The organism is Mesorhizobium sp. WSM4836 (genome assembly GCF_055811815.1).
In genome coordinates this window covers 249,427-263,086 of sequence record NZ_JBVVQF010000005.1, presented here as the reverse complement: position 1 = coordinate 263,086, position 13,660 = coordinate 249,427, and the positions used below count along the sequence as shown (strand labels likewise).

Annotated in this window: 18 protein-coding genes; 6 read left to right on the top strand and 12 right to left on the bottom strand. The window is 61.9% G+C overall.

Annotated elements, in window-relative coordinates; genetic code table 11:
* The 7 genes from AC0L2P_RS09080 to AC0L2P_RS09050 are packed head-to-tail and all read right to left on the bottom strand — an operon-like array spanning position 1 to position 7,609.
* Positions 1–606 (bottom strand): cytochrome c oxidase subunit 3, encoded by a 606-nt coding sequence (locus tag AC0L2P_RS09080; RefSeq protein ID WP_473500886.1) that lies wholly within the window; start codon positions 604–606, stop codon positions 1–3.
* Positions 603–2,579: a cytochrome c oxidase subunit I gene (gene ctaD / locus AC0L2P_RS09075; RefSeq protein WP_473500885.1), complete on the bottom strand. Its 1,977-nt coding sequence runs from the start codon at positions 2,577–2,579 to the stop codon at positions 603–605. The genes AC0L2P_RS09080 and ctaD overlap by 4 nt, the downstream gene beginning before the upstream one ends.
* Complete coding sequence (coxB, locus tag AC0L2P_RS09070) at positions 2,576–3,550, bottom strand: cytochrome c oxidase subunit II (protein WP_473500884.1); 975 nt, start codon at positions 3,548–3,550, stop codon at positions 2,576–2,578. Before coxB ends, ctaD begins: the two co-directional genes overlap by 4 nt.
* Before the next feature lie 38 nt (positions 3,551–3,588).
* Positions 3,589–4,122, bottom strand: coding sequence for a c-type cytochrome (locus AC0L2P_RS09065; protein WP_473500883.1), 534 nt, complete (start codon positions 4,120–4,122; stop codon positions 3,589–3,591).
* A gap of 1 nt (position 4,123) precedes the next feature.
* Entirely contained in the window at positions 4,124–4,987 is an 864-nt protein-coding gene (locus AC0L2P_RS09060; protein WP_473500882.1) for a substrate-binding domain-containing protein, read from the bottom strand.
* Complete coding sequence (locus tag AC0L2P_RS09055; RefSeq protein ID WP_473500881.1) at positions 4,968–6,770, bottom strand: methanol/ethanol family PQQ-dependent dehydrogenase; 1,803 nt, start codon at positions 6,768–6,770, stop codon at positions 4,968–4,970. Before AC0L2P_RS09055 ends, AC0L2P_RS09060 begins: the two co-directional genes overlap by 20 nt.
* Before the next feature lie 59 nt (positions 6,771–6,829).
* Positions 6,830–7,609: a GlcG/HbpS family heme-binding protein gene (locus tag AC0L2P_RS09050; protein ID WP_473500880.1), complete on the bottom strand. Its 780-nt coding sequence runs from the start codon at positions 7,607–7,609 to the stop codon at positions 6,830–6,832.
* A 214-nt stretch (positions 7,610–7,823) separates the two neighbouring features.
* On the opposite strand from AC0L2P_RS09050, the gene AC0L2P_RS09045 reads away from it, so the two are divergent.
* From AC0L2P_RS09045 to AC0L2P_RS09030, 4 genes are all read left to right on the top strand, one after another.
* Positions 7,824–8,654, top strand: a complete 831-nt coding sequence (locus AC0L2P_RS09045; protein WP_473500879.1) for an SIR2 family NAD-dependent protein deacylase — start codon at positions 7,824–7,826, stop codon at positions 8,652–8,654.
* 118 nt (positions 8,655–8,772) lie between these two features.
* Positions 8,773–8,931: a hypothetical protein gene (locus AC0L2P_RS09040; protein ID WP_473500878.1), complete on the top strand. Its 159-nt coding sequence runs from the start codon at positions 8,773–8,775 to the stop codon at positions 8,929–8,931.
* A gap of 4 nt (positions 8,932–8,935) precedes the next feature.
* Positions 8,936–9,571 (top strand): LysE family translocator, encoded by a 636-nt coding sequence (locus AC0L2P_RS09035; protein WP_473500877.1) that lies wholly within the window; start codon positions 8,936–8,938, stop codon positions 9,569–9,571.
* 84 nt (positions 9,572–9,655) lie between these two features.
* On the top strand, positions 9,656–10,153 hold the full coding sequence (locus tag AC0L2P_RS09030; RefSeq protein WP_473500876.1) for a hypothetical protein: 498 nt from the start codon (positions 9,656–9,658) through the stop codon (positions 10,151–10,153).
* 41 nt (positions 10,154–10,194) lie between these two features.
* On the opposite strand, the gene AC0L2P_RS09025 is transcribed toward AC0L2P_RS09030, so the two are convergent.
* From AC0L2P_RS09025 to AC0L2P_RS09015, 3 genes are all read right to left on the bottom strand, one after another.
* Complete coding sequence (locus AC0L2P_RS09025) at positions 10,195–10,494, bottom strand: DUF982 domain-containing protein (protein WP_473500875.1); 300 nt, start codon at positions 10,492–10,494, stop codon at positions 10,195–10,197.
* 53 nt (positions 10,495–10,547) lie between these two features.
* Positions 10,548–10,940, bottom strand: coding sequence for a DUF982 domain-containing protein (locus AC0L2P_RS09020; protein ID WP_473500874.1), 393 nt, complete (start codon positions 10,938–10,940; stop codon positions 10,548–10,550).
* Positions 10,941–11,009: 69 nt separating this feature from the next.
* Positions 11,010–11,213 (bottom strand): hypothetical protein, encoded by a 204-nt coding sequence (locus AC0L2P_RS09015; RefSeq protein WP_023716611.1) that lies wholly within the window; start codon positions 11,211–11,213, stop codon positions 11,010–11,012.
* A gap of 315 nt (positions 11,214–11,528) precedes the next feature.
* On the opposite strand from AC0L2P_RS09015, the gene AC0L2P_RS09010 reads away from it, so the two are divergent.
* Both AC0L2P_RS09010 and AC0L2P_RS09005 read left to right on the top strand, forming a co-directional pair.
* Positions 11,529–12,092, top strand: coding sequence for a sigma-70 family RNA polymerase sigma factor (locus tag AC0L2P_RS09010; RefSeq protein ID WP_352488584.1), 564 nt, complete (start codon positions 11,529–11,531; stop codon positions 12,090–12,092).
* A 50-nt stretch (positions 12,093–12,142) separates the two neighbouring features.
* Entirely contained in the window at positions 12,143–12,271 is a 129-nt protein-coding gene (locus AC0L2P_RS09005; RefSeq protein WP_473500873.1) for a hypothetical protein, read from the top strand.
* Positions 12,272–12,458: 187 nt separating this feature from the next.
* Here AC0L2P_RS09005 and AC0L2P_RS09000 read toward each other — a convergent pair whose 3' ends face one another.
* Both AC0L2P_RS09000 and AC0L2P_RS08995 read right to left on the bottom strand, forming a co-directional pair.
* Positions 12,459–12,677, bottom strand: coding sequence for a hypothetical protein (locus AC0L2P_RS09000; protein ID WP_473500872.1), 219 nt, complete (start codon positions 12,675–12,677; stop codon positions 12,459–12,461).
* Between the two features lie 11 nt (positions 12,678–12,688).
* Positions 12,689–13,603 (bottom strand): class I SAM-dependent methyltransferase, encoded by a 915-nt coding sequence (locus AC0L2P_RS08995; protein WP_473500871.1) that lies wholly within the window; start codon positions 13,601–13,603, stop codon positions 12,689–12,691.
* Positions 13,604–13,660: the final 57 nt, after the last annotated feature.

Sequence of the window (13,660 nt, the reverse complement as noted above, 5' to 3'; positions counted from 1 at the left end):
TCAGTCAAGCCTCGGCATCCAGTAGATCAACAGATAGATCGGGATCCAGGTTGCGACCACGAAATCCCAGTAGAAGACGTTGTCGCCAACGTCCCCGAAGCGCCGGCCGCTGTAGCCATGGCGCGTGAACATCAGGACCGTCAGCACCAGCGTGTCGCCGACGTCGGTAATCAGATGCGTTGTATGAAGGCCGAGCAGCACCCACAGCATTGAGCCGTACGCATTAGTATCCCAATAAATGTTGAGGGCCGGAAATTCGAACCACCGCACGACAAGCGGCGCGATACCGAGCAGCGACATCACGATCAGGCCGATGCGCACGGGCACCATGGCACAGGCTTCGGCGTAGCGGTTCAGTATGTGATTGGGCACCACGCTGGCGAGCAGCAACAGCGTGACGATGGTGCCCGGCCAATGGTTGGGCGGCGGCACGCCTAAGGGCCATTCGGGCGACAGATAGGCAAGGTAAAGATACGCGCCTGCGGCGAGCGCGAAACCGGTGCCCTCGAGCGCCATGAAGGCGAGAGTGCCCCACCAGGTCGGGCTGCGCGGTCCGAGCCCGAAGGTCGGGAGTTCGGAAACATCGGCGACAGGGCGTTGTTTCATTCCTCGTCCTCCAGATCGCCTTTCGGCCAGAACCAGCCAATTAAGGTGATGGCGATCGGCCCGGCTCCCCAGACCACCGCCCAAGGGCTGAAGATCGAATAGAGAAAGGTGGCGCCGACGGCGAGCGCGGCGAACAATGGCCAGATCGACGGCGGCGCCGACTTCTCGCGCACATCGGGATGCGCTTCTGCCACAGTCGAAATAACAAGTTCGCGCGCGTCGACGCGAAGCCCGGTCGCGACAGGCAGCGTGTCACGTTCGGCCCAGAGCGGCTCGGAGTGCGTAACCACCGGGATCCGAGCGAAGTTATAGCTCGGCGGTGGAGAGCTCGTCGCCCATTCCAGCGTGCCCGCATTCCAGGGATTGTCCCCGGCCGGGGCGCCCCTCGAGGCGCTGTACACCAGGTTAATAGTGAACAGAACGAAGCTCAGGAACAGGACGACCGCGCCGGCTGTGATGAACAGGTTGATGTTGCCCCAGCCGAGCTCCACCGGGTAGGTGTAGACCCGGCGCGGCATGCCCCACAGGCCGACAATGTGCATCGGAAAGAACGCCGCATTGAAGCCTATGAAGGCAAGCCAGAAGTGCCAGCGTCCGAGACGCTCGCTCATCATCCGGCCGGTGATCTTGGGGAACCAGAAATAGGTCGCGCCAAGCAGCGGGAATACCGACCCGCCGATCAACACGTAATGGAAATGCGCGACCACGAAATAGGTGTCGTGCACTTGCAGGTCCAATGGCACCGACGCCAGCATTACCCCAGTCAGGCCGCCCGCGACGAACGTGAAGAAGAAGCCGAACACGAACAGCAGCGGCGTCCTGACTATCGGCTTTCCGTCCCACAATGTTGCCAGCCAGCAGAAGATCTGCAGCCCGTTCGGGATGGCGATCAGCATGCTCGACGCGGTGAAGAAGCTCGCGCCGAGCTTCGGCAGACCGGTTGCAAACATGTGGTGAACCCACAGGCCGAACGACAGGAAGCCAACCGAAATCAGCGACAGAACCATTCCCAGATAGCCGAATACCGGACGCCGCGCGAAAGCGGCGATGATCGAGGACACCATGCCGGTAGCCGGGAGGAATATTATGTAGACCTCGGGGTGGCCGAAAAACCAGAACAGGTGCTGGAAGAGCAGTACGTCGCCGCCCTCGGCTGGATTGAAGATATGGGTGCCGACCAGCCGGTCGAGGATCAGGAACGTCGACGTGATCATGACCGCCGGCATGGCGAACACGATCACGAATGAGGTGACCAGCATCGCCCAGACGTAGAGCGGAATCTTGTCCAGCGACATGCCCGGCGCACGCTGCTTCAGCACGGTGACGATGGTGGCAACCGCGACCGCCAACGATGAAACTTCGGTATAGGTGATCATCTGCGCCCACACGTCGGAACGCTTGCCCGGCCCGAATTCAGGACCCGACAGCGGCACGTAGGAGAACCAACCGACGTCGGGCGCCATGTCGAGTGCAAACGACACCCAGGCGAAGAGGCCACCCGAGAGATAAATCCAGAAGCTGAACGCATTGAGGCGCGGGAAGGCGATGTTACGGGTGCCGACCATCAGCGGCACGAGGTAGATGCCGGTTGCCTGAACGATCGGCACCGCAAATAGGAACATCATGGTTACGCCATGCATGGTGAACAGCTGGTTGTAGCGATCGGGCCCGATCAGCCCGCGCTCCGGCCCCGACAGCTGGATGCGCATGGCAACCGCGCTGAGGCCAGCGAGGCACAGGAACACGAAAGCGGTGATCAAATAGCGCCGCGCAACGATCTTGTGGTCGACGCTCGACAGCGCACCGATGATGCCCGGCGGCGTCCGCCATGTCCGCGCCAGCCGGCCCTCAAGGCTGGCGTCGTCGAGACCGGTATCGCGAGGACCATCGCGCTCCGGAGCAAGGTCGCCCTTTTGTGTCGCCTCGCGTTGCTGGGCGAGGTGACGCTCATGGGCAAGGTCGGCGCTGCTCATTTCAGGCCCTCGAGATAGGCGACGATCGCATTCAGCTCGTCTCCGTTCAGTCCCACCACGGGCATATGAGCTCCTGGCTTGATCCCTTGCGGATCGGCTATCCACGCCGCGAGATTGCCGCGGCTCATAGCCAGCGTTCCGGCAGCGAGCGTCCGCCGGCTTGCGATATGTGTAAGGTCGGGAGCGACCGTACCGCCGGCGATGGTGCCGCCGATCTTGTGGCACATCACGCAAGGCCGTTTGAGGAACAGGTCATGGCCGGCTTTTGCCTCGCCCGAGGCAGGAGCGGCCGCCGGCCGCAACTGGTCGTTCAGCCAGGCGTCGAAGACGGGCCTTGGTTCGGCGACGATGAAGGTGCTCATATTGGCATGCTGCGCGCCGCAGAACTCGGCGCACTGGCCGCGATAGACGCCGGGCTTGTCCGCCTTCAGGTCGAGAACGTTCTCGTGGCCTGGAATGAGGTCCAGCTTGCCCGAGAGGTTCGGCACCCAGAAGGAATGGATGACGTCTGTCGAGGTCACTACGAGCCGCACCGGCTCGCCCGCCGGGATGTGGATTTCATTGGCGGTCGTGAGGATGCGGTTCGGCTGATCGTTTTCGTAGCGCACCTCCCACCACCATTGATGCCCGGTCACCCGGACCGTCAGCGCCGTATCCGAGCCGATGGCGGCGAGCGTCCGGTTAGAGAAGTAGCTCAGCAGCGTCAGGCCGACCAGGATCAGGGCGGTAGCGGCGAGTGCGGCGACGACAATTCGCATCTTGCTGCGCTCGGCGGCAGCATCGAGGACAAGCGGATTGCCCGACGGCGCCGCGCGCCGGGTTAATGGCATGATCAGCACGGCCATCACCAGAAGCCAAACCACCGTGCAGAGTGCTGTGAAGAACCAGATCAGCCATGCGAGCTCGCCCGCGGCAGGGCCTTTTGGGTCGAGCGCGGATTGCCAGCCGCTGCATCCTGCAAGGAGCAGCATGCAGACTGTGCAGCAGCACACCCTGCAGACAACGCGGTTCACGGCGACTTCCCCAGCGTGGCGGCATCCGGCAGGCGATTTTCGGATGGATGGGGCATCATGTCGTCGTCGCGGCTCGGCGCAGCGGATTTTGGCGCGTTGCCGCTCAGCGCGCGGACGAAGGCGGCAAGCTCCCAGATCTGGTCGTCCGGGATCTTGTCGCGGAAGCTCGGCATGCCGTTTGGCCGGCCGTCCCTGATCGTGGCGTGGATGCTTTCGATCGAGCTGCCATAGAGCCACTTCTGGTCCATGAGGGCCGGGCCCATGCCGCCACCGCCATTGGCATGGCAGCCGGAACAGTTAAACCAGTTGAACAGACGTTTGCCCTCGCTGAGGTGGAAGGCGTTGGCCTCGAACACGCCGGCCTTGTTGTCGGACGAGGCCGGCCGTTGGCCGCCCGGCTCGAGCGCCGTCACGGCTGCCGGCTGGTCGCCCGAGCCGAGCGCCGACTGTGGACGCGTGTCACGTTCCTCACGCTGGCAAGCGGCAACCGCGAGGATTGCGAACACCAGCAACGGAAGACCACACTTCATTTCAAGGCGCTCCGACAGGATCGAAGCGGGGCACCTGGTAGGCCGCCAAGATCGCGTCGATCTCGGCGCGGTGTCTGGTCAGAACGGCGTTCACCTCGCTGCGCAGCGTATCGTCGCCACGGCGCACGCCCATCGAGATGTCGTAGATCATCGGCAGTTGCGGGCCGTCCACGCGCGGCGAAACCGGCGTGATCCGCAGCGCCACCTTCTGCCTGGGTGCGAAGTAGCCGGCCAGCGGCCCCCAGACCACGGCCATATCGATATCACCATTCGCGACCGCCTCAACGATGCGCGCTGGCGGGTTTGGCGCCGAATAGTCGCCATAGACAGGGAAACCGATGAGATGGCCAACGATGCCGCGGCGGCCAAGCGCCTGGACGGGCGGCGAGTTGGCGCCGTCGTCGCCGATCAGCTGGACACCGATGTGCAGATCGCGCAGGCGAGGATCGTTGAAGGACGTGATTTCCGGCACATCCTTGCGTGTCACGAACACATAGGAAGACCGGTAATAGGGCGCGGTGGTGCGCAGCATCTCGAGATTGGCAGGCGTGCCGGGCACAAGATCGCACAAGCCGGCCTTCAGCGTGTTGCGGACGAAGCCGCGCCGCTGTGCCCACCACGTGTAGGAAACAGTCGCACCAAGCTCCGTCGCGACGAGTTCGGCGATCTTGTTTTCAAAACCCTGCCTGGCGGCATTGGAGAACGGCATGTTGTTGGGATCGGCGCAGATCCTCAGCTCGCGCGCATCAGCAACGGCGGCGACAAGCGAGAGCGCCAGTGCGCCGACCGCGACGCCAAACCGCCGGGAAGATTTTCTCCGTGCGCGCGTAACTCGGCCGATTGTCTCAAGGCAGCCGGAACACATACAGCGTACCTCCCGGCGTGGTTACATCCTTCAGGTCCTTCATGACGTTGACGAAGCCGAGCGCGGCGGTGGCGTCGCGCGGGTCGAGATCGCCGGATACGATCGCGCCGGCCCAGCCGCCGACGCCCGAAAGAATCGCGACATATTGGTGCCCGTCCGGGCCGCGATAGGTGATCGGCTGGCCGATGATGCCGGACGACGTCTTGAACTGCCAAAGCAGTGCGCCGGTCTTGGCGCTGACCGCCTTGAACCAGCCTTCCATCGTCCCATAGAACACGACGTTGCCGGCGGTGGCGACGGCGCCGCTCCACACCGGGAAGTTCTCCTTCAGGCTCCACGCCGGCTTGGCGGCGGCGACATCCCAAGCGGTAAAAGCACCGCGATTGCCGCCCGGCCCGGGAATCATGCGCACATTCATGCCGACATAGGGCGTGCCGGCGATGTAATTCACCTCGACGCCTTCTTCGTCCATGCACATGTTGTTGTGCGGAATGTAGAGCAGGCCGGTCTTTGGCGAGAACGCCGAAGGCTGCCAGTCCTTTAGACCGGATGCGGTGGGACAGATGTCGCGGACGACCTTGCCCGTGCCGGTCTTCTTGTCCGGATTTACAATCAGCCGGCCGGTCTTCAGGTCGACGCCCTTGGTGGAGTTGACCGGCCCGAACGGCACTGCCGACAAGACTTCGCCCGTGGTGCGGTCCAACAGATAGACGTAGCCGTTGCGTTCCGGCCGGACGAGCACCTTGCGGGGCTTGCCCTGCCAGGTCATGTCGAGCAGCACCTGTTCGTTGATGCCGTCGTAGTCGTGCAAATCGTGCGGGGTCCATTGATAGAACCATCTGGCTGCGCCGGTGTCGGGATCGCGGGCAAAGATGCCGGCGGTCCACTTATTGTCGCCCGGCCGCAGGTCCGGATTCCACGGACCGGGATTTCCCGTGCCGTGGAAGATCAGGTTGAGGTCCGGGTCATAGGAGATCCAGCCCCACACATTGCCGCCGCCGATCTTCCAGGCGTCTGGCGGCCATGAGGTCACGCCGAGGTCCTTGCCCTTGTCCACGTCATAATGTGGCTTGAAGTCGGGCCCGATCAGCACCTCGGCGTCCGGGCCGGTGTTGTAGGCCGTCCAGACGACGTGCCCGTCGCCGGCGTCGAGCGCCTTGATCCAGCCGCGTACGCCCATTTCGCCGCCGGAATTCCCGACCAGCACTTTGCCCTTCACCACCAGCGGCGCCATGGTGATGGTCTCGCCGATATTGATGTTGCCGATATGGGTGTTCCAGACCGGTTTGCCGGTGGCCGCATCGACGGCGATGGCATGGCCGTCGAGCGTGTTGAAATAGATGCGCCCGTCGAAGAACGCCGCACCGCGGTTGACCACGTCGCAACAGGCAACGCCCTGCGCGGCAGGCTCGGGATTGGGCTCGAACTTCCACTTCATCGGCGCGCCGGGCTTGGTAAGGTCAAGCGCGTAGAGAATATTGGGAAACGGCGTCACGATGTACATCGTGTTGCCGACCACCAAGGGCGCAGCCTCCTGGCCCTTGTTGACGCCGGTCGAGAAGGTGAAGGCCACCTGCAGGGTCTTGACGTTGTCTTCGGTGATCTCCGCGAGATCGCTGTAGCGGGTCGAGGCATAGTTCTTTGCCGGCATCGCCCACTGCCCGTCGTCGGGCGGAGCGGCTGCGGCCGGCGGATTTATCGCAGGGCCTGACGTTGACTGAGCAACCGCCGCGGTAATCAGCGCGAAGCCCGCCAGCAGCGTCCATCCCAGCATCGCAGCCATTGGCCTTTTTCCTCCTTTGGCTAACACACGAGTTTTCGCCGCCGCCTGTCGCGCTTTCCTCATTTGCGTATCGAGCCGCCGACGCCGGCGCCAAGCTCCGCCGCCACGTCCGCCTCGGTTCCCGAACACAACGGATGGCCCCAGCCTGAGGCGCTCTTGCCGCCGGGATCGAGGTCGTAAATGATAGCATCCTTGCGGTTTGGGTTGACGCCGGCCGGTACCTTGTCCAGCCCGAGTGCAGCGCGCACGCGCCAGGCGACATTGTGGTCGGCACAAGAGGAATCGCCGCTTATGCCGAGCGCCCCGACGATCCCCTTTCCGTCGTAGAGAGCTAGGCCGCCGCCAAATGCGACGACACCGCCGATCGGCTTTCCCAGCAACGGATCGCTGGAGCTTCCAAATGTCGAAGGATCGCCGGCATAGGCGGTCGCCTGATTGACCGGATTGGTGGCCTGCAGGCCGAATAAAGGACCGCCGGGCTGCACCGGCGCATAGAGGTTCGCGGTGGACAACGCCATCTGGGCGAGGCTGAGCCCGTTGGCCGTATTGGCCTTTTCGGCGGCGGTCAGCCGGCTGCCGGGCCACTGGGCGTCGGCGGTGGGCCCGCTGAAGGCGACGGCGCAGACCGTTCCATCGCGAGCCACGATTGCCGCCCATTCATGGGTGTCGAAGCCGCCATTGCCGGGGCCGCCGCTGGCTTTGACGTTGGCCTTGAGGGCGGCCAGCAATTTGTCATGGTCGGCCGAGCAAGGTGCTTGAGCCCAAGCCTTTTGCTGGATGGCGCCGATCGTAAGCAGGAACAGACATAATGCTACTGAGACAATCCGCTGGCGATCCATTAGCTGCGCCGTCTTTGTTGAACACTCTCCAACGCGTAGGAGGCGCAGAAGTGCCAAAGAGAATGAAATAAATATCGGGTTCGGTCGGCCAAACGCGGGGACCGGAGCTCCGGACAGCCGATCTGGGTGTTGGCAGTCAACCTGAAATCGGAGTTATTCTCGCGATGGTCCAGGCGCCATCGGAACAGAGCAGCACTTCTGACAGTTGTGTCGAATGCTGTCTGCAGTCGAGCAACTGGCTCAATCGGTAAAAGAGCGACGAGCAATATTGTTCGTTGGAGCCGGAGTGTCGATGAGCGTCGGCTTGCCGTCTTGGCAAAAGCTCATCGAGCATATGCAAAACGAGCTCGGCCTTCACGAGGACATGATCGGCGCACCGGAGGCCAGCTATCAGGCCCTTGCCGAATATTACCGGCTGAAGCAGGGGAGCCTCGGCCCTTTGCGCAGTTGGATGGATCGTGAATGGAGCGTCTCGCGGGAAGAAGTGCAACGGTCGGCAATCCACAAGCTCATCGTATCGCTCGATTTTCCGATCATCTACACCACCAATTATGATCGCAACCTCGAGGTTGCCTTCGAGATCCATGGCTGCCCCTTTGTCAAAGTCGCGAATGCAAAGGACTTGCCAAAGGCCACCGGCGACGTGACGCAAATCATCAAATTCCACGGCGATTTCGACGACGATAAATCGTTGGTCCTGGCCGAGACCGATTATTTTGAGCGGCTATCCTTCGATTCGCCGCTCGATGTGAAATTTCGAGCCGACGCGCTAGGGCGCACCATCCTGTTCATCGGCTACAGCATGTCCGACATGAATATCCGTCTGCTGCTGCATCGGCTTTGGCAGACCTGGCGCAGGTCCGGCTACGAGAAGAACCGTCCGAAATCCTTCATCTTCATGCCGCAGCCAAGCATCGTCCAGGAAGCCGTCCTCGGACGCTGGGGCATCGATATGCTGACCGAAGAGGCCGACGATCCAGAAGACGCCCTGCTCGCATTCCTGAATGAACTCAAGGACAGGGTGGGCCGGCCAGACGGCGCGTGAGAAAACCTGCGCAAGCGAATTGGTCAGGCAATGGGAACCGGCTGATCTGATGTGAGTTCGGGAGGACCAACGTATCCGGGACCGAGCCTCAATGGGCGCACGCAAACACAAGCGAAGAATGCATTCCAAAGACGACCTGCCGGCCGAGTTGGCCTATGAGATCGAGTTTTTTGCCCGCAGGTGCGGCCTGACGAGGGACGAAGCGCTCAAGATGATGCGAGATGCTGGCCGGTTGAAGGACGGCGCGAAGGCATCCTACGAAACCGGGTCGAAGTAGCGGCATGGATCCCGTTTCGTGGACGGCTTTTGTCGGAACGGTCATCCTGATGCAGATGCCGCCGGGGCCTGACAGTCTGCTGGTGATGGCGCGCGGCATCGGGCAGGGTCGTGATGTTGCCCTGTTCACCGTCCTGGGAATGACCTTCGGCGCCGGAATGGTCCAGCTGCCGCTCCTTGCCCTCGGCATATCGTCGCTCGTCCAGGCATCGCCGCTTGCCTTTGCCATGCTTCGCTGGGCGGGCGCAGCCTACCTGGTTTGGCTTGGATCGCGTCTGGCGCTGTTGCCGTCAGCCAGCATCGCCGTCGACAAGCCGCGCAGTGTCGGACCGCTTGTGGCCGCACGCGAAGGAATGATCGCCAATCTGATAAATCCCTGGCCGATAACCTTTATGGTGGCATTCCTTCCGCAGTTCGTCGATCCTGCTCGCGGATCGGTCACGCTGCAACTGCTGCTGCTCGGCGGCACCCAGAAAATGACCGGTGTGCTGGTGCTGGGCACATATGCACTCGCATCGGGCCCGCTCGGGGCTTGGATCATGAAAAGGCCGAAGGTAAGGCTTTGGCAGCAGCGGGTGGCAGGCTGTTTCGTCGTTGGTCTCGGTATCCGCATGGCAGTCGGTGGCGGCGCGCACCGCTGAGGATCGAGCGATGCACCGGCCGCCATCGATGGAACATCCGCCGATAATTTTCGTTGACATGCTCCACAAGGCGAGAGGTCGAACATGTCGAAGTTCCAAGCCGCCACCCCGGAGCGTTTGCAGCAGCTCAGGCTTGAGGCGACGGCGCACTTTGCGCCGCTCATACTGCGCGAGGCGCTGGTGCGTCTCTGCCGCGCCTGCGGAGGCGATAGCCTCGAACGTTTCGAGAAGACCATGGTCGACCAAATCGAGGCATCGCGTGACGAAAAGGCCGATTTCGACACGATGAAGGAATTTGCCATCGAACAGCTCTATGGCTGGATTCGAGAAGTCAGGTCTTCACCGGACATGACACAGCCGCTGGAGAAGTTGGACGCCCGAAGGACGTCCGGACGATCGGAAGAGCCGCAAACGCTGGAAGACCAGTTGCAGGCGGGTCTGGAGGATTCTTTCCCGGCAAGCGACCCGCCGGCTGTTGTGTCCACCGCGATTCCCGGCGGATCGAAGAAGCCGGTCGGAACCGACGAGGTCCTCAGGCAGCAGCGCGAGAAAAAGGCAGCCGACACCAACCATTCGCAATAAGCGGGGCTTTGGACGCAACTGCGGGGAGGCAGCCTGCCGGTTCACCCGCTGTGTGACATGAAGGCTGTCGGGGCATGCGCCTCAGGCGGCTCTCCCTCGACAAGAATGTTCGCCTCCCAAGCGGCGTCGACAAATGCTTGCCGCGCTTTGGCGGTCGCGATTTCACCGGTCCGGGCGCGATTCAATACATCAGCGGCAGCCAGTGCCAGTGGGGCATTGCGCGCCGGCCATTTCTCACTTTTCAGGCAATATACTGCTTCGAAAACGGAACTGACGAATCGCGATCGTCCAGGCTTGCCGAAATAGATGCAAACAGGAACATCGAACTCTAGTCTCAGCACTGTATTCCTCCCGGTTCAAGCAAGCTGGCTGCTTCGAGTAAGCTGGGGTGTAATTAGCCTCCAGGGTCTACAGGGCCGTCCGATGGGCGTTTCAGCCAAACGTCATGGGCCTTCGCAGGCGTTATGGTGCGCGCTGGTGTTTCGATGGCCATATCGTGCGCCAGAATGCCCGCCTTGCGGGCGAATGCATCGAACGCCGCGCGCACCGTCTCGGCATCGACCTCCTCAGCCAGCCCAGCGCGGCAGGCGTCGAACGCTGCCTTGTGCGCCGGACCGCGGCTCGGCCATTCGTTTAAGACGTCATAGGCCTGCCAGATATTTTCGACATAGCGAGGGAAACCAAGGCCGACGAGAATTGGAACGGGGCGGCCAAACGATTTTTTTGTCATCTGTGTCTCCGCGAAAGAGCCTGTCGCATCAACGCTCGGGGCGGACACGAGGCCCATGCTCTTTAACGCGGGATTGCTGCACAGGTTGCAGCGGGTTTGTTCGATCGTGCGCCGCCGGTCCTGGCGTCACTTGTTGGTCCGCATCTTTTGCCGGGGATTGATACCGCCTTGAGGCGTGGTGTCGTTCTCGACGTCGCCTTCGAACGTGTTGTCGCCCTGATCGAGCCGGTCGCCCTCCTTGATCGTGCCCTTGGAACTGCCGATGCCGGGATCGTTGGCAAGATCGCTATCGGCCGGCGTTTTGCCTTTGACGTGCTTGTTTCCTGTCATGGACTCCTCCTGTTTCTTGAGGTGGCGGGCCGTCCTTGACGTGGCGCCAAGGCTCGCTGCGACATCGCATTTCAACGCGCCAAATGGCGGCGCCCGAATTGTCGGACGACCTTGATTTGAACTCCGCGATACGGGTCGTTGTTCCGTCAAAAATATCGCCGTCGGCTGGGATTGCTCAGCCAAGTCCTCTCCGGTTTCTGTAGCCGGGTGATTTTCGCCAACCGGAACGATCTTTCGCCCAATGCATTTAACTGGTCTGCGCTCACGAACTCATTCTGGACGGGAGCTGGACCATTGCCACCCACAGCCTACGCCTTGGCGACCCGCGAAACCGAAGAAGTTTCCATCGTCGATCTCATACCCGCTTTGCGGGCTTTCGCCCGCACCTTCTGCCGCACTCCCGATGATGCGGACGACCTGGTCCAGGAGACGCTGACCAAGGGACTGGCCAACATTGACAAGTTCGAAGCTGGAACGCGCATGAAGTCGTGGCTCTTCACGATCATGCGCAACACTTACTACACGCGTGTCAGGGCCGCGGTGAGGGAAGCGCCCGGCTTGCTCGACTGCGCTTCGCTGCGGCCGATCTCGGAAGCGACGCAGGAATGGTCCGTACAGGGCAAGGAAGTCCACCAGGCCATCCAGAGCCTTCCCGAGCACCAGCGCGAGGTTCTGATGCTAATAGGCGTGCTGGGCGTCAGCTATGAGGAAACGGCCGAAATATGCGGTTGCGCGGTAGGAACCGTGAAGAGCCGGCTCAACAGGGCACGCGCCGGCGTGCTGGAATACCTTGGCGAAAGTTCCTCGCAAACCCTGATGGAAAGGCGCAGCTATCTGTCCGAAGGACAACTGGACTTCGAAGCCGAGAGGCGCCGCTAATACACATCACGTTAGTTACTGGACTCGCGCAAGCGCCTTTCGACAAGCGCATGCTGCAATTCGATCGCAAGTTTGGTCAGCCTGTCAGGAACCCTTTCCTGCTCGATGGCCGCAAGCAAGCAAGCGATTTCCCGGTCTATCGTCAGATCGGCGCGCGTGCTGACGGAATCTTCCCTTGAGCGAGACATCGCATTCTCTTGGCAAATGTTGGTCCCTTCACTCACTTTGGTGGCAACGGTGCGAGTTTGCAAGAATTTGCAGGCCCTCCATGCGACCGGCTTCGGTCCTTGCACAGCTCCCTCGGCGGTTAGGCTCTCGCTGCCGTTCAATTGCTCACGGGCTGCAAGCCATATGCTGCCTCAACGATCAGTCTTCAGGCCGCCGATCCGCTGAATGATCCTGGTACTGCTCGGACTTGACCCGATTGCCATCGAGCCCACGCTCCTTGGTGTGCTGCTTCTTGTCCCTGTTGGACAGAACGGCATTCTCTCCGATCTTGTCCTTCGGCAGATCGGTCATTGCGCCAGCGCCGGCGCCCTTTCCCTGACTGCCGCGACCGATATACTTCTTGCTGCCGGACGCCATCTTGTTCTCCTTCATACTGTCGAATAGCGGCTTTTCCCGTCGGCATCCGAACCAGCGTTGGGCCGCAATGTTCCGCCGGAAATCGTAAGCAGGAAGGCATCGCCGTCCCAGTGCCGGAACGGCTTTTCCCCGTCGACGAGGACTTGCATGCCATTTGCATTGGCGAATTTATGAACGTCGGCGCGATCCAGCGCCGGCGATCCGCGATATGAATAATTCAAAAGCACGGCCATGCCCGGCCTTTTCAGCACGCGCGCGATTTCCACGAAATGTCGTTCCGCGAGGCCGGCCAGCACCAGATAGGGAAAGCTGTCGACGGCCAGCACGCGGTCGAAGCTGGCATCGCGAAAATCGGCAAGATCGAAACCGCGGGTAGGGCGGAATTCTACATTGCCGAGCCCGGCGCATCGCTGGCGGGCGATCGAGATCATCGCTGGGGATATATCGCTGCCGACGATCCGGTGCGACAGAGCGGCGAGCGCCTGTTCGAACCGGCCGATACCACAGCCAATATCCAGTATGTCGCGGCTGGTGCCGGTAAAGCTTCGCCTCTCCAGCCATGCAACGATCTCAGCCGTAGCGGCCGAGAGCTTTTCCTCATTGCCCAGCGACGACAGCTGGACGCTCGCCGCCGGGGAGATTGCCGCCGCCGCATCAAAACCCGCCGCCAGCCGCTTGACGACCGCATCGTCCGTTTCGCCCTCGCCACGCTCGTGCCGAACGGCACCACCTGTTTTGCGCAGCATGGCGAAGATCCCGGGCCTGCGCTGAAGCAGGTCCGCAATCCGTTGTAGTTTTGCCGTCTTTCGCGGATCGGCCGAGTGCGTGTTTTGCGCAATCTTCGCCAGTTCTGCGGCTTCGATTCCTGTCTCGAAACGGAGAGCCAGCCTGGCGATGACGGCTTCGACGCCGGCACCGTCTGCCATGCATTCCTCCAGCACCCGCCTTGCTGATGTCGACCGCCGAGATCCCGGTTGGGTCGC

Bases quoted from the DNA above. Each gene is read 5' to 3' on its own strand.
- AC0L2P_RS09080 (WP_473500886.1), bottom strand. From the start codon at position 606: ATGAAACAACGCCCTGTCGCCGATGTTTCCGAACTCCCGACCTTCGGG.
- ctaD (WP_473500885.1), bottom strand. From the start codon at position 2,579: ATGAGCAGCGCCGACCTTGCCCATGAGCGTCACCTCGCCCAGCAACGC.
- coxB (WP_473500884.1), bottom strand. From the start codon at position 3,550: ATGCTGCTCCTTGCAGGATGCAGCGGCTGGCAATCCGCGCTCGACCCA.
- AC0L2P_RS09065 (WP_473500883.1), bottom strand. From the start codon at position 4,122: ATGAAGTGTGGTCTTCCGTTGCTGGTGTTCGCAATCCTCGCGGTTGCC.
- AC0L2P_RS09060 (WP_473500882.1), bottom strand. From the start codon at position 4,987: ATGTGTTCCGGCTGCCTTGAGACAATCGGCCGAGTTACGCGCGCACGG.
- AC0L2P_RS09055 (WP_473500881.1), bottom strand. From the start codon at position 6,770: ATGGCTGCGATGCTGGGATGGACGCTGCTGGCGGGCTTCGCGCTGATT.
- AC0L2P_RS09050 (WP_473500880.1), bottom strand. From the start codon at position 7,609: ATGGATCGCCAGCGGATTGTCTCAGTAGCATTATGTCTGTTCCTGCTT.
- AC0L2P_RS09045 (WP_473500879.1), top strand. From the start codon at position 7,824: ATGCTGTCTGCAGTCGAGCAACTGGCTCAATCGGTAAAAGAGCGACGA.
- AC0L2P_RS09040 (WP_473500878.1), top strand. From the start codon at position 8,773: ATGCATTCCAAAGACGACCTGCCGGCCGAGTTGGCCTATGAGATCGAG.
- AC0L2P_RS09035 (WP_473500877.1), top strand. From the start codon at position 8,936: ATGGATCCCGTTTCGTGGACGGCTTTTGTCGGAACGGTCATCCTGATG.
- AC0L2P_RS09030 (WP_473500876.1), top strand. From the start codon at position 9,656: ATGTCGAAGTTCCAAGCCGCCACCCCGGAGCGTTTGCAGCAGCTCAGG.
- AC0L2P_RS09020 (WP_473500874.1), bottom strand. From the start codon at position 10,940: ATGGGCCTCGTGTCCGCCCCGAGCGTTGATGCGACAGGCTCTTTCGCG.
- AC0L2P_RS09015 (WP_023716611.1), bottom strand. From the start codon at position 11,213: ATGACAGGAAACAAGCACGTCAAAGGCAAAACGCCGGCCGATAGCGAT.
- AC0L2P_RS09005 (WP_473500873.1), top strand. From the start codon at position 12,143: ATGCTGCAATTCGATCGCAAGTTTGGTCAGCCTGTCAGGAACCCTTTC.
- AC0L2P_RS09000 (WP_473500872.1), bottom strand. From the start codon at position 12,677: ATGGCGTCCGGCAGCAAGAAGTATATCGGTCGCGGCAGTCAGGGAAAG.
- AC0L2P_RS08995 (WP_473500871.1), bottom strand. From the start codon at position 13,603: ATGGCAGACGGTGCCGGCGTCGAAGCCGTCATCGCCAGGCTGGCTCTC.